General features: G+C 44.0%; 10 protein-coding genes and 2 pseudogenes. 5 read left to right on the top strand and 7 right to left on the bottom strand.

Annotated features, from left to right (window positions below; all coding sequences use genetic code 11):
* Positions 1-48: 48 nt before the first annotated feature.
* The 3 genes and pseudogenes from BA1DRAFT_RS24165 to BA1DRAFT_RS17960 form a co-directional block, all read right to left on the bottom strand.
* Positions 49-156 (bottom strand): annotated as a pseudogene (locus BA1DRAFT_RS24165) (type II toxin-antitoxin system RelE/ParE family toxin); the annotation flags it as partial.
* 46 nt (positions 157-202) lie between these two features.
* Positions 203-1,486, bottom strand: a complete 1,284-nt coding sequence (hemL, locus tag BA1DRAFT_RS17965; protein WP_036781936.1) for a glutamate-1-semialdehyde 2,1-aminomutase — start codon at positions 1,484-1,486, stop codon at positions 203-205.
* 50 nt (positions 1,487-1,536) lie between these two features.
* Positions 1,537-2,322: a DUF1460 domain-containing protein gene (locus tag BA1DRAFT_RS17960; RefSeq protein WP_036781934.1), complete on the bottom strand. Its 786-nt coding sequence runs from the start codon at positions 2,320-2,322 to the stop codon at positions 1,537-1,539.
* Between the two features lie 318 nt (positions 2,323-2,640).
* Here BA1DRAFT_RS17960 and erpA point away from each other — a divergent pair, with 318 nt between their 5' ends.
* Positions 2,641-2,985, top strand: a complete 345-nt coding sequence (gene erpA, locus BA1DRAFT_RS17955; RefSeq protein ID WP_036781943.1) for an iron-sulfur cluster insertion protein ErpA — start codon at positions 2,641-2,643, stop codon at positions 2,983-2,985.
* Positions 2,986-3,066: 81 nt separating this feature from the next.
* Here erpA and btuF read toward each other — a convergent pair whose 3' ends face one another.
* The gene (btuF, locus tag BA1DRAFT_RS17950; protein ID WP_152544345.1) at positions 3,067-3,897 is read right to left on the bottom strand and encodes a vitamin B12 ABC transporter substrate-binding protein BtuF; all 831 of its coding nucleotides are present in this window, start codon (positions 3,895-3,897) and stop codon (positions 3,067-3,069) included.
* An 80-nt stretch (positions 3,898-3,977) separates the two neighbouring features.
* Positions 3,978-4,679 carry a 5'-methylthioadenosine/S-adenosylhomocysteine nucleosidase gene (gene mtnN / locus BA1DRAFT_RS17945; RefSeq protein ID WP_036781932.1) on the bottom strand — a complete coding sequence of 234 codons (702 nt, stop codon included), beginning with the start codon at positions 4,677-4,679 and terminating at the stop codon, positions 3,978-3,980.
* A 126-nt stretch (positions 4,680-4,805) separates the two neighbouring features.
* Between mtnN and dgt the strand changes: the two genes are divergently transcribed.
* Positions 4,806-6,332 carry a dGTPase gene (dgt, locus tag BA1DRAFT_RS17940; RefSeq protein ID WP_036781930.1) on the top strand — a complete coding sequence of 509 codons (1,527 nt, stop codon included), beginning with the start codon at positions 4,806-4,808 and terminating at the stop codon, positions 6,330-6,332.
* Here the strand turns inward: dgt and BA1DRAFT_RS17935 are convergent.
* The gene (locus BA1DRAFT_RS17935) at positions 6,316-8,667 is read right to left on the bottom strand and encodes an ATP-binding protein (protein WP_036781929.1); all 2,352 of its coding nucleotides are present in this window, start codon (positions 8,665-8,667) and stop codon (positions 6,316-6,318) included. The two genes, dgt and BA1DRAFT_RS17935, sit on opposite strands and share 17 nt — an antisense overlap.
* Before the next feature lie 53 nt (positions 8,668-8,720).
* On the opposite strand from BA1DRAFT_RS17935, the gene rlmD reads away from it, so the two are divergent.
* The 3 genes from rlmD (at position 8,721) to mazG (ending at position 13,259) form a co-directional block, all read left to right on the top strand.
* Entirely contained in the window at positions 8,721-10,052 is a 1,332-nt protein-coding gene (gene rlmD / locus BA1DRAFT_RS17930) for a 23S rRNA (uracil(1939)-C(5))-methyltransferase RlmD (protein ID WP_036781927.1), read from the top strand.
* A gap of 41 nt (positions 10,053-10,093) precedes the next feature.
* Positions 10,094-12,325 carry a GTP diphosphokinase gene (relA, locus tag BA1DRAFT_RS17925; RefSeq protein ID WP_036781925.1) on the top strand — a complete coding sequence of 744 codons (2,232 nt, stop codon included), beginning with the start codon at positions 10,094-10,096 and terminating at the stop codon, positions 12,323-12,325.
* A 154-nt stretch (positions 12,326-12,479) separates the two neighbouring features.
* Positions 12,480-13,259 (top strand): nucleoside triphosphate pyrophosphohydrolase, encoded by a 780-nt coding sequence (gene mazG / locus BA1DRAFT_RS17920; protein ID WP_036781923.1) that lies wholly within the window; start codon positions 12,480-12,482, stop codon positions 13,257-13,259.
* 155 nt (positions 13,260-13,414) lie between these two features.
* Here the strand turns inward: mazG and BA1DRAFT_RS17915 are convergent.
* Positions 13,415-13,737 (bottom strand): annotated as a pseudogene (locus BA1DRAFT_RS17915) (Imm52 family immunity protein); the annotation flags it as partial.

Raw genomic sequence — 13,737 nt, 5'->3', positions numbered from 1 at the left:
AGGGTGAGCGAGTGCAGCCAACAAAGAGGCAGCTTGAAAGATGACGGGTATAAATGTGCGAAGTATATAAATTCTTCTTCCCTTAGCATAAGCAAAAATTGTTCTGGTGATGTCTTTGTTGCCTACTCTCAGTTGAAATAGACCGTCTCTTAAAAGAATAAGCGCCGTAAAAATACGGCGCTATTATTTGAAAATAAAGAAATTATTTCAGCTTGGCGAAGCAGCGAGCGGCCGCATCAACAGTACGCTGAATATCTTCATCCGTGTGAGCAATAGACATAAAACCTGCTTCAAATGCAGAAGGCGCTAAATAAACTCCTTCATCAAGCATCAGGTGGAAGAAATGTTTAAAACGCTCAATATCGCAATTCATCACATCCTGATAGCAAGTGACGGTTTCTGCATCAGTAAAGAAAATGCCGAACATACCGCCGACATGGTTAACCACCAGAGGAATATCGGCTGCTTTTGCTGCTTTCGTCAGGCCAGCCGCCAGATTATCTGTTAGCTCGGTTAAACGTTGATGTACGCCGGGTTGAGACACTTCTTTCAGACAAGCAAGGCCAGCCGCCATTGCAATCGGATTGCCGGATAGGGTTCCCGCTTGATAGACAGGACCAATTGGCGCTAATTTCTCCATCACTTCATAACGTCCACCGAAAGCGCCAACGGGCATACCGCCGCCAATGATTTTGCCAAGGCAAGTTATATCGGGTTCGACACCGTAATAAGATTGTGCGCCGGAGAGAGCGACGCGGAAACCGGTCATCACTTCATCGATAATCAACAGAGCGCCGAACTCATCACACAGCGCACGCAGACCGGGCAGGAATTCTGGTTGTGGCGGTACGCAGTTCATATTACCCGCAACCGGTTCGACAATAATACAGGCGATCTCTTCGGGATATTTTTCAAACGCTTCTCGAACTGAACTCAAATCGTTATAGGTACAAGTTAGCGTATGTTTGACGAAATCAACCGGGACGCCTGGCGAATTGGGTTGGCCGATGGTCAACGCGCCAGAACCGGCTTTCACCAGTAGGCAATCAGCATGGCCGTGATAGCAACCTTCGAATTTGATGATCTTATCGCGGTTGGTATAGCCACGGGCCAGACGAATAGCGCTCATGGTCGCCTCTGTGCCTGAGTTAACCATGCGCACCATATCCATCGATGGCACCAGTTCAGTCACCAATTGCGCCATTTCCACTTCGGCGGCGGTGGGGGCGCCAAAACTTAATCCTTGCTCTGCGGCTTTGATAACGGCATTGCGGATAGCGCTGTGGTTATGTCCCAGCACCATTGGCCCCCAGGAACCGACATAATCGATATAGGCTTTACCATCAACATCATAGAGATAAGCGCCATCAGCATGTTTGATAAACAGCGGAGTACCGCCAACGCCATTAAATGCACGTACCGGAGAGTTGACGCCGCCGGGAATAAGTTGCTTTGCCTGAGAATAGAGGATGTCGGATTGGCTCATGAAAGGCTCCTGAATCTAGTTTTAAGTGGATTTGCCGTTTGCCCCACGGATTATAATGCTCTTAGAACGATAATTCCGGGTTTATTCTTTACGTAATCAAGAAATGGTGAATCGACAACTTTTTTATTCGCAGCAAGTGAGGATGCATTCCTCAGCATTGGGCCATGATCCGTCATAATAAAAATCCCTGTATGTGTGACATCCAGCCCGGCAAGATGGGTATATATTCCAATATAATCGCCCGTTTTTAAGTTCTTAATAACGGCATCATTGACCTTATCGCCTGGAATATATTTGATCTCTCTTTTGGTGACACCCAGTCCGGGGATATATTCGCTACCATCAGCCTTTTTATTTAGGCTTTTTGTGATTGTTATGTAAGAAGGACTTATTTCATCCGTTACATCTTTGGCATTTAATTTTTCTCTGGTTGACCAATCTGTAAAAAAGTGTTTTCTTTGTAAAAAACTAATCTTTCCATCGATATATCTTGTCTGGATGAGATTTTTTACAAAATCATTTTGGTCGCTGGATTTCCTTAGCGATTCTACATAATCAAGGAAAGTAAAACAGTCTAACCCGTTAAAATCTATCACTAATTTTTCAGGTTCAGTCGGGGAACCAATAAGTTTGTTTGCGGCATAAGGTGTGCCCAGGAATTGATAAGAGACGTTTTTTATTATTTCACCTGGATTATCTTTATTTCCCGGTTTTACCTGGTTGTCTATAATTTTATTAATTTTTTTCGCGGTATAGCTGTCAATATCGGCTTGTTTGCTATGAGTAGCACAGCTTGCCAGCGCGGCAACAAGTATCAGTGGTAACATTTTTCGCATAGGAACTCCATGTGATTACTTTGAAAAATATTCAATAAAGTAACTAATCATGATGATAAATCAATATTTTTCCTTCTTATTGCTAATTGATTGACTAAGGATTTAACTATAGTGACGGCTTAATGTCCTTTGGGGCTATCGTAACAGGCTGGCAATAGTAAGCTACAGGTGTGATAATTTTTTGGCGGTTGGTGTGTTGTCAAAATGACAAAACTTGAACGAACCAATCAGGTATTGGATAATCCGAGTTATTAATGATCGGCAAATTTTTGTTGTCTTCTAAATATCTTTGCCGGGTTCCAGTCTGGAGTAAAAATGATGAGCGATGATATCGCATTACCTTTGCAGTTTACGGATGCTGCCGCTAACAAAGTGAAAATCTTGGTTTCGGATGAAGAAAACCCAAACTTGCGTTTACGGGTTTATATCACCGGTGGAGGATGCAGTGGCTTCCAGTATGGTTTTACCTTTGATGATCAAATAAATGAAGGTGATATGACCATTGAGAAGCAGGGGGTGGAGTTGGTTGTTGATCCGATGAGCCTGCAATATTTGGTAGGTGGTTGTGTGGATTATACCGAAGGTCTGGAAGGTTCACGTTTTATCGTCACCAACCCTAATGCGAAGACAACCTGTGGTTGTGGCTCTTCTTTCAGTATTTGATTCTAGGGAATATCCCGCGATGACAGGTCTATGAATGTTATTGCGGGATATTCCTGTCATCTTTCAAATAATTTTGATTTATCAGGAACCATCATCGTTCAATTGCTGGCATAGCTGTTCGGCTGCCAGAATGATGCGCGGTCCCGCGCGATGAAACCAATCTTCATCTAATGTAATCACTTTGGCGCGTAATTGCGGATGCCAGAAATTTTCAATTAATCTGACCTGTTCTTGCCCGCCGCTGATAACAATTATCTCAGGTTTCCTGATGAGTACTTGCTCCCGACTGACTTGGGGCCAGGGGACGGGGCTGTCGGCAAAGATATTTCTGCCGCCACAAATTGAAAGCACTTCACTTTGCAGTGTTTGTCCTGAAGCGGTAAACAGAGGATAAGTGCCGAATTGTAAAAAGACCGGTTTGGGGGTTGTAGTAGCGGCATATTTTTGTTGCAAATTGGCAAATCGTTGACGAAGTTCAGTCGCGGATTTTTTTGCTTTTTCTGGGTGAGGACTATATTCAGCGAGCCGTTCTAAATCCTGCGCTATCTGTTCGGTGGTGGTGGGATCGGAATAAAAGATTTTAATGCCAAAAGCAGCAAGTTGTTCCAGTGGACGTTGGGGATTACCTCCGCGCCATGCCAGAATCAGATCAGGTTTAAGAGTAATAATGCGTTCCAGATTGATGCCTTGCCAGTTAGCTACTTGCTCAAGTTTACGGGCTTGAGGGGGATAATCAGAGTAGGCGCTGGCGGCAATCAGATTGTCGCCTAATCCGGCGGCGTAGGCTAATTCAGTGGTTGACGGCGATAAACTGATTACCCGCAAGGGAGTGGCATACAGAAAATGGCTGAAACTACTGAGAAACAGTAAAAGCAATAATCCAATTGAACTCGCGCTTTTTATCCATTCCATTAATATGCGCTCTTTAAAACATTAAATATGTCGCCGACAAACACGCCCGAAAATATTAATCAGGGCGTGTCAGTAATATATTATTTATCTTGACTCAGCGTTGTCAGCATTGCGTTGACCATCAATGTAGATTGACGGGCTGCCACGGCAAGAAATTCATCAAAGCTGATATGAGATTCTTTATCTGCCACATCGGAGATAGCACGCACAACGACAAACGGAGTGTTGTATTGGTGGCAGACATGCCCTATCGCTGCGGCTTCCATTTCTACCGCGGTCACTTGTGGGAACGTCGCCCGGATACGCGCCAGTGGTTCCGCGCCATTAATAAAGGCATCGCCGCTGCAAATCAGCCCATGTACTGCGTTCAGATTCAGTGAATGAATACACTCTTCCGCCAGAGCAATGAGTTGGTCGTCCGCCACGAAAGCCGGAGGACATTGCGCCATCTGACCGGGTTCATAACCAAACGCGGTGACATCAGCGTCATGATAGCGAACTTCGCTGGATACCACGATATCACCGACTTGTAGCTTCGGATCAAGGCCACCGGCTGATCCGGTGTTAATAATTACATCAGGCTGACAATGTTCAAGCAGCAAAGTTGTGCCAATTGCGGCAGAAACTTTACCAATACCGGATTTTAACAGTGCGATCTCCACGCCGTTGAGCTTACCGGTATAGATTTCGCAACCACCTCGTGACAGTGTTTGGCAATCTTCAATTTGATCGCGCAGTAAAGTCACTTCTTGTTCCATAGCACCTATCACGCCTACTTTCATGATGTCATACTCGCTGTTGATTAATTAATCATATAAAATCATCTCGTGTTTGAGTTTAACATTGAATTCGGAACAATCAGATAATCTGTGATGTAAAACAGTGCTATCTCACAAGTCGGGGGATAAATGTCCGGGATAGACTTTAGTCAGAAGCTTAACTATCAGCGTAAATACCGTCAGTATCATATTGATCCTAATGATGAAGAACAGGTTATTCGCCAGTTTGAAAGCGATCGAGGGCGGATTATGAATTCAGCGGCTATTCGTCGTTTACAGCAGAAAACTCAGGTTTTTCCACTGGAAAATAATGCCGCTGTCCGCAGTCGCTTGACGCATTCATTGGAAGTGCAACAGGTTGGACGCCATATTTCGAAAACGATTATTAATGAATTGAAAACGCGTAATTTGCTGGCCGATTACGGGTTGGATAAACGGCTATTATCATTTGAAAGTTTGATTGAAATGGCGTGTTTAATGCACGATATTGGTAATCCGCCATTTGGTCATTTTGGCGAAGCGGCAATTAAAGATTGGTTTGCCAGAAAACTCGACCTTAATTTTTCCCTGGAAAATATTAAGCGGGAAGATCAATGCGAAATTCCCGCATTGCGTTTGTGTGGTGATGTGAAAAAAGATCGCTTTCGTCGCCAGTTGCGTAAAGATCTATGTCAGTTTGAAGGGAATGCTCAAGCTATTCGTATGGTGCATAGCTTATTAAAACTCAATCTGACTTATGCTCAGGTTGGCTGTATTCTAAAATATACTTGTCCTGCTTTTCATCTTGAAGAAACACCAAATCAATTTGATTACTTGATGAAAAAACCGGGTTTTTATTGGTCGGAAGCGCATTTTGTGCGCGAATTACGTCGTGAGCTTAAAATGGGTGAATTCTGTCGCTTCCCACTGACTTATATTATGGAAGCGGCAGATGATATCTCTTATTGCATTGCTGATTTGGATGATGCTGTTGAAAAAGCGATTTTCAGCGTCGATACCCTGATGGGATATTTGGAACAGGAGTGGCAAGAAAATGGCGGTCATCGGGCCGGGGATCTATTCGACGTAACGGTCAGAAAGGCGTACAAGGGAATTCACGGTAACGAATTACGTCGAAGTCAGCAGGACCAATTTTTTATGTATCTGCGGGTTTATATTACCGGCAAACTTGTGCCTTACACTGCTCGTCGTTTTATTGATCATCTGCCGGCTGTTTTTGAGGGTTCATTTAATCAAGCGCTACTTGAAGATAAGAGCGAGGAGCATCGGTTACTTAGAACATTGAAAAACATTGCTTGTAAGAGAGTGTTTAATCATCCAGAGATTGAAAAATTAGAGTTGCAGGGATACCGAATCATCAATGGGTTATTGGATTTTTATTATCCGTTATTGAAGATGTCCCGTCAGGATTTTGTGGAACTGAACCAAAACAATTTCCACAAAGATTATTTCATGGAAACCCGGCTGCTACACAAACTTTCCACCAAGCATCGTCTCGCTTATGGTGAAGCAGTAGAGAAAATTGTTGCCACTGATCAATCTGAAAAAGAGCTGATGGAGTTCTATTATCGCGCTCGTCTTATTCAGGATTACATCAGTGGCATGACAGATAATTATGCTTATGAAGAATATCGCAAATTTATTGTGTGTAATTGATATTCTCGCCGTGACTCAATATTTTTTTGGCGGCGATAAGGACATTGTCAATTTCATCTGCTAGTTCCAACAATTCGGGTTCTATATCTGTTAATTGAACGCCTTGTTGTAATTGTTGTTCAATTAATTGGCAAAGGGCTTTAAGTTGCGGCACGCCGCTATAACAGCAGCTACCGTGTAGTTTATGGAGCTGCTGCTGATAATCTTCCACCGTTTCCCCTGACAAAACTTTTTCTGTGATTGTTTTAATCGTTGGCAGTAAATCTACCAACATTTGCAACATATCTATAGCTAACTGTTCTTTTCCAATTGCCTGTTGTAACGCTAATGACCAGTTAATATGTTGTGATTTTGGCGTCTTAACGTAGCGATTTAACACCGATCTCAGGCGATCTTCATCAAGAGGTTTGGTCAGAAAATCCTCAAATGGCGATTGATCTGTATCGTTCTTTGGTCGGCAAGTATAGGCTGTAACCGCAATGATCGGCGTACTGCGGTGCTGCGGTAGCTGGTGGATGCGGTCGGAAGCACAGATGCCATCCATACCTGGCATATGAATATCCATCAGAATAACATCAAAATGGTGAGCGGTTACTGACTGCAAAGCTTCTTCTCCACTGCTACATAGCACGGTTTTTTCCACGATTTCTTCCAGTAATGAGCCTATTAGTTTGAGGTTAGCTGGATTATCGTCAACGGCCATGACGGTCATCGGTAAACGTGGGGGATGGATAAGCGTCTTTTGTGGTACAACTGAGCCGGTTAGAATGAAATCGTTTTTTCCTAGCCATAAATCAAAACGGAAAACAGAACCTTTTTTCGGCTCACTGGTAAAACTGATATTTCCGCCCATTTCTTGGATCAGTTTCTGTGTAATAACCAGACCGAGGCCGGTGCCGCCATAACGGCGGGAAATGCTGGCATTTGCTTGATGAAAAGCCTGAAATAGATGAGGTTGCTGTTCAGGGCTGATACCAATACCTGTATCGCTGACCGTAATCTCTAAATTGATTTTATGGTGCTTCTGTTGTAGCAGATTGATATTTATCTCCACAGAACCTTGGTCAGTGAATTTAATCGCGTTACCGATGATATTGGTGAATATTTGTTGGAGGCGCGTAGGGTCGCCTACGACCAGATTTGGTATTTGGGGATCAACATGGTGAGTTAGCTGAATATTCTTACTTTTGGCGCTGAGTGTCAGTAACACCATAACTTCATCAATCGTATCTTGTAGCAGGAATGGAATGTTTTCCAATACCAATTTATCCGCTTCAAGCCGTGAAAAATCCAGTATATCATTGATAATGTTCAGTAGATGATTAGCGGAACGCTCGATAATATACAGATATTCAGTTTGCTGTATTGTTAAAGGTGTTTTCAGTGCTTGGCGGGTGAAGCCAATGACGCCATTAAGTGGTGTGCGTAATTCATGAGACATGTTTGCTAGAAATTCCGTTTTTATTCTGGCTGCTTCTTGAGCGCGTTTTTTCGCTATTGCCAGCTCAACGTTCTGAATTTCGAATTGCTCCATTGTCGCCCGAAGATCTGACGTTGCCTGATAAATATCGTTTTGCATCTCTTCTTTATAGCTGGAAAGCGATTTGGCCATTGCGTTAATGCCATTTTTCAGTGTATCCAATTCACCAAAATATTTCCCATTGACACGGCTATTTAATTGTCCTTGGCGAATTTTATCGACAGTACTGACGATATCGCTGATTGGCTTGGTGATCTTACGAACCAAATGGTAGGCGAACAACGATGCCCAACCGAGGCAAATGAGTAATAGTAATATAAAAATAACGATTTCTTTATATTGCTGTAAGTGAGCTGACCGTAAATCGAGATCAATAGCGATATAGCCAATCGGATGTAAAGATGGGGCGTCAGCATGCTGCTGATTCTGGGACAAATAGTGTTCTGAAATAATGGGTATGCGTAAAATAATACTATTTTTAACCTCCGTTTTTGTCAGGGTGGTTGGCAGCGGCATATCTGGCGAGATCTGTAGTTGCGCTGCATTGTATTTATAGTTTGATATATCAAATAGCTGATTATCATCATTAAAAATGGCAATCGCCCGAACTATCTCAGAATTTCTGCGATGAAGCCGGGTTATCAATGAATTGACACGTTCACGGTTATGCAGGTTTATGCCAATTTCACTGGCGATGGAAAGGGGTTCAATAATACTGATCCCAGATCGAACAATTTGATTTTTCAGTTCACGATAGTGATAACAGAGGAATGAGATACTGAAAAACATGCCAACCAGTAAAATGGGAACCAGGATCAGGCTCATCATGCGGATGCGTAAGCTATATTTGGTCATAATCGTCCATTGTGGGAAAATAAGAACTTAATAATTCATAGTCCGTAAGAATCATGGTGCAATTTTATTCCCCCAACCGCCGAATAGTAAATCGACATATCATCACAGTTACTGCTGATAATCTGGATGCCCAAGGGCAGGGTGTAGCTCGCCATCAGGGTAAAACTATTTTTGTCGCCGGATTATTGCCCGGTGAACAAGCACAGGTACAACTAACGGAAGAGAAGCGCCAGTTTGCAAAAGCAAAGTTGGTTAAGCGTCTATCTGACAGTCCATATCGTGTAAATCCCCGTTGTCCGCATTTTGGAGTATGTGGCGGTTGTCAGCAACAACATGTTGCGCTTGATTTACAACGTGAGAGTAAAGCCAGCGTCCTCGAACATCTGATTAGACGGGAAACCGGTGTAACAGTTTCTGCTAAGCCGGTGATTCTCGGTCCCGAATATGGTTATCGGCGTCGGGCAAGGCTTGGTTTACATTATCAAGTAAAACAGCATCAAATAAAACAGCGCCAACTGGTGATGGGATTTCGTCAAAATCAATCCAATGAGTTAGTTGCTATAAAAGAGTGCCCTGTTTTGCGACCTGAATTGGAACAGTTATTGCAGCCATTATCTCAGTGTCTGAATAATTTGAAAGCGGTTAAACGGTTGGGGCATGTGGAATTGGTGCTAGCAGATAATGGCCCATTGATGATATTGCGCCATCTTGATCCCTTAAAACGGGAAGATAGAGAGAAACTATGCACATTTTCCGTGCAACATAACGTTGCTGTCTATCTGGCGGCGGATGAAACCTCACTTGAGTCGCTGAATCAACCGCCGGAACCTTGGTATCAGGTAGGCGGCCTAAAACTAGTTTTCAGTCCAAGGGATTTTATTCAGGTTAACGATCAGGTGAATCAACAAATGGTTGCTCAGGCGATGGAGTGGCTCGATTTACAACCGAATGACAGGGTGCTCGATCTGTTCTGTGGAATGGGGAATTTTACTTTACCTATTGGTCGCATAGTGCAATCTGTGGTCGGAGTCGAAGGGGTTGCCACGCTGGTGGCTAATGGGCAATATAATGCCAGATTAAATAATTTGGATAACATATCTTTCTGCCATGAGAACCTGGAAGCTGACATACATCATCAACCCTGGGCGAAACTGGGGTTTAACAAGGTTTTATTAGATCCGGCGCGTGCGGGTGCGGCAGGAGTCATGTCACACATTGTTGAGTTAGCCCCGGAAAAAGTGGTCTACGTCTCTTGTAATCCAACAACATTGGCGCGGGACAGTAAGATTCTGCTTGAGGCTGGCTATCAAATTATCAGTGTGCGGATGCTGGACATGTTTCCGCATACAGGCCATTTGGAGTCAATGGCGCTATTTAGTCGTTAGGTTATGGTTGGATAGAAGCTATGAAGTAATCGGGAGAGATTATGGTTGCGGTAAGAAGTGCTCATTTAACCCCTGCGGGAGAGTTTGCAGTAAACAGGTGGATCGCTAGTTTAAATGTAGCGAATCTTCAATTGGGTGAGAAATTAGCCGAAACCTGGCGTTATTGTCACGAAAAAGCGCAAAATCATCCTGATTCAGAACTTCTATTATGGCGTGGCGTAGAGATGGTTGAGATCCTCTCTACGCTGAGTATGGATAGTGACAGCATGCGTGCTGCGCTACTGTTCCCGTTGGTGGATGCCAAATTACTTGACGATCAAACCGTCACCGGGGCGTTTGGCAGTGTGATTACCAATCTGGTGAAAGGCGTTATGGAAATGGACGCCATTCGCCAGCTAAAAGCCACTCATCACGACTCAATCTGCTCTGTACAGGTTGATAATGTTCGCCGGATGCTACTGGCAATGGTGGAAGATTTTCGTTGTGTCATTATCAAATTGGCAGAGCGGATCGCCCATTTGCGGGAAGTTAAAGAGGCGACTGAAGATGAGCGCGTACTGGCTGCGAAAGAGTGTTCCAACATTTATGCGCCGCTCGCTAACCGACTAGGCATTGGTCAACTTAAATGGGAGCTTGAGGATTACTGCTTCCGTTATCTCCATCCTGATGAATATAAAAAAATTGCGAAATTACTGCATGAACGCCGCATTGATCGTGAGCAGTATATTGATCACTTTGTCAATATATTACGCAAGCATATGCTCAAGGAGGGCGTTACTACTGAAATATACGGGCGTCCTAAACATATCTACAGCATTTGGCGCAAAATGCAGAAAAAATCACTGGCATTTGATGAGCTGTTTGATGTTCGGGCTGTGCGAATTGTGGTTGAACGTTTGCAGGATTGTTACGCGGCGCTGGGGATAGTACATACTCACTATCGTCATTTGCCGGATGAATTTGATGATTATGTTGCTAACCCGAAGCCAAATGGCTATCAATCTATTCATACCGTAGTGCTTGGGCCAAGTGGTAAGACATTGGAAATTCAGATCCGCACCCGTCAGATGCATGAAGATGCAGAATTGGGAATAGCCGCCCACTGGAAATATAAAGAGGGAGCGGTGGCGGGCAGTCGTGCCGGATATGAAGGACGCATTGCGTGGCTGCGTAAATTGATCGCATGGCAGGAAGAGATGGCTGATTCTGGTGAGATGCTGGATGAAGTTCGCAGCCAGGTGTTTGATGATCGGGTATATGTATTTACACCGAAAGGCGATGTTATTGATTTACCTACCGGTTCTACGCCGCTGGATTTTGCCTACCATATTCACAGCGATGTGGGGCATCGTTGTATTGGAGCGAAAATCAGTGGTCGCATTGTGCCATTCAGCTATCAATTACAAATGGGCGATCAGATTGAAATCATCACACAGAAACACCCGAACCCAAGTCGTGATTGGTTAAATCCAAACTTGGGATATGTCACCACCAGCCGCGGTCGGGCGAAAATCCATAACTGGTTCCGCAAACAGGATCGGGATAAAAACATTATCGCCGGTCGTCAGATGCTGGATAACGAACTTGAACACTTGGATATCAGCCTAAAAGAGGCGGAAAAGCTGCTCATTGCCCGTTATAACGTCCATACACTTGATGAAGTACTGGCGGGAATTGGCGTTGGTGATATCCGTATTAACCAGTTGGTCAATTTCTTACAAAGCAAACTCAAGAAAACCACCGCAGAGGATGCAGATCGGGAAGCGCTTCGCAATTTAGAGAATAAATCCCATCCACAGCGTAGTTCTGCTAAAGACGATGGGCGGATTGTGGTAGAAGGTGTGGGTAACTTGATGCATCACATTGCCCGTTGTTGCCAGCCAATTCCCGGCGATGAGATTGTCGGCTTTATCACGCGTGGTCGGGGAATCTCTATCCATTGGGTTGATTGTGAACAGTTGGCGGAGTTGCAGGCGAATGCGCCGGAAAGGGTGGTGGATGCGGTTTGGGGAGAGAGCTATTCCAGTGGTTACTCACTGATTGTGCGTGTTGTTGCGAACGATCGCAGCGGATTATTGCGTGATATCACCACGATCTTGGCGAATGAGAAGGTGAACGTGCTTGGGGTGAGTAGCCGCAGTGATATAAAACAGCAGATTGCCACCATCGATATGAATATTGAGATTTATAACCTGCAAGTACTGGGGCGGATCTTGGCGAAAATCAATCAGTTACCGGATGTTATTGAAGCCAGGCGTCTTCATGGCAACTGACTGTAGGAAAATTTGGATAAAAAATGAAATCATTTGCTATATACCCTATGGATTTCAAGATGGATCGCGACGGCAAGGGAGCGAATCCCCGGGAGCATAGCGAACTATGTGACTGGGGTGAGCGAGTGAAGCCAACAAAGAGGCAACTTGAAAGATGACGAGTATAGAACGGTTACTGGGGATTATGGCGCAATTGCGCCATCCTCAACAGGGATGTCCTTGGGATAAACAACAGACATTCAAAACTATCGCGCCTTATACATTAGAAGAGACTTATGAAGTCATTGATGCCATTGAACGAGGTGATTTTTCTGATCTAAAAGAAGAGTTGGGCGATCTGTTATTCCAGGTGGTGTTCTATGCTGAAATGGGCAAAGAGCAACAGTTGTTTGATTTTGATGATATCTGCGACACGATTAGCGACAAACTGGAGCGCCGCCATCCACATATTTTCGGTCAGCAGCAGGATATCAGCAGTGATGTGGCTATCAGTGGTTGGGAAAAACGTAAGGCGCAGGAAAGAGCGCAAAAAGATCTACATTCGGTCCTTGATGATATTCCGGCAAGTCTGCCGGCATTGATGAAAGCGTATAAAATACAGAAACGTTGTGCTGCGGTTGGTTTTGACTGGGATACTTTGGGGCCGGTTCTGGACAAAGTTTATGAAGAGATCGACGAAGTGATGGATGAGGCTCATCAGGCGGTGGTTGATCAACAGCATTTGGAAGAGGAGATTGGTGATCTATTGTTTGCCGTTGTGAACTTATCTCGCCATCTCGGATACAAACCGGAAATTGCATTGCAAAAAGCATGTAATAAGTTTGAGAATCGATTTAGAGAAGTAGAAAAGCAGATCCTGAACCAAGGTCAAACCTTGGAAGCAGCGACATTGGAAGAAATGGAACAAATGTGGCAACAGGTTAAGAAGCAATAATCGTAAAGAGTAGCATGAAAGCTGGTTGAGTAAAGAGATGGCAAACAGCCCAAGGGGGCTGTTATCAGCACGAAAAAAGCGGAAATGGAAAGTGGCGCTGATTCACGAAGAGATATCAAAAGAATGATGAAGAATAGAAAATTATCTCGTCGCTGTTAAACCTCAGTAATTAATGGCAGTAATCCCAGATTTAACAACTGAATTTCAACATCATTGGCTTTATCAATATCGTCCTGATTTTCGCCGTCAAAAATGCCTTTTTTGCTGATGATTAATGTGCCTAATTGCTCTTTATCATTGGCAATAGGCAAGATTTCATCTGCCATTGGTAACAATGAGGGGTTTATAACGAAGGGTAAATAAATCATCCAGCCTGCACTTAGCCTGTCGGGAAATACCTGATTTCGTTTCAAGGTATAGCCGTTAGTTTCCACCATAATGTAGGGAGCATTACGGCTGAGAACTAAAAAGGTAATAA

Origin of the sequence: Photorhabdus aegyptia (genome assembly GCF_000612035.1) — a bacterium.
GTDB classification, from domain to species: domain Bacteria; phylum Pseudomonadota; class Gammaproteobacteria; order Enterobacterales; family Enterobacteriaceae; genus Photorhabdus; species Photorhabdus akhurstii.
This window is presented reverse-complemented; position numbering and strand designations above follow the sequence as displayed.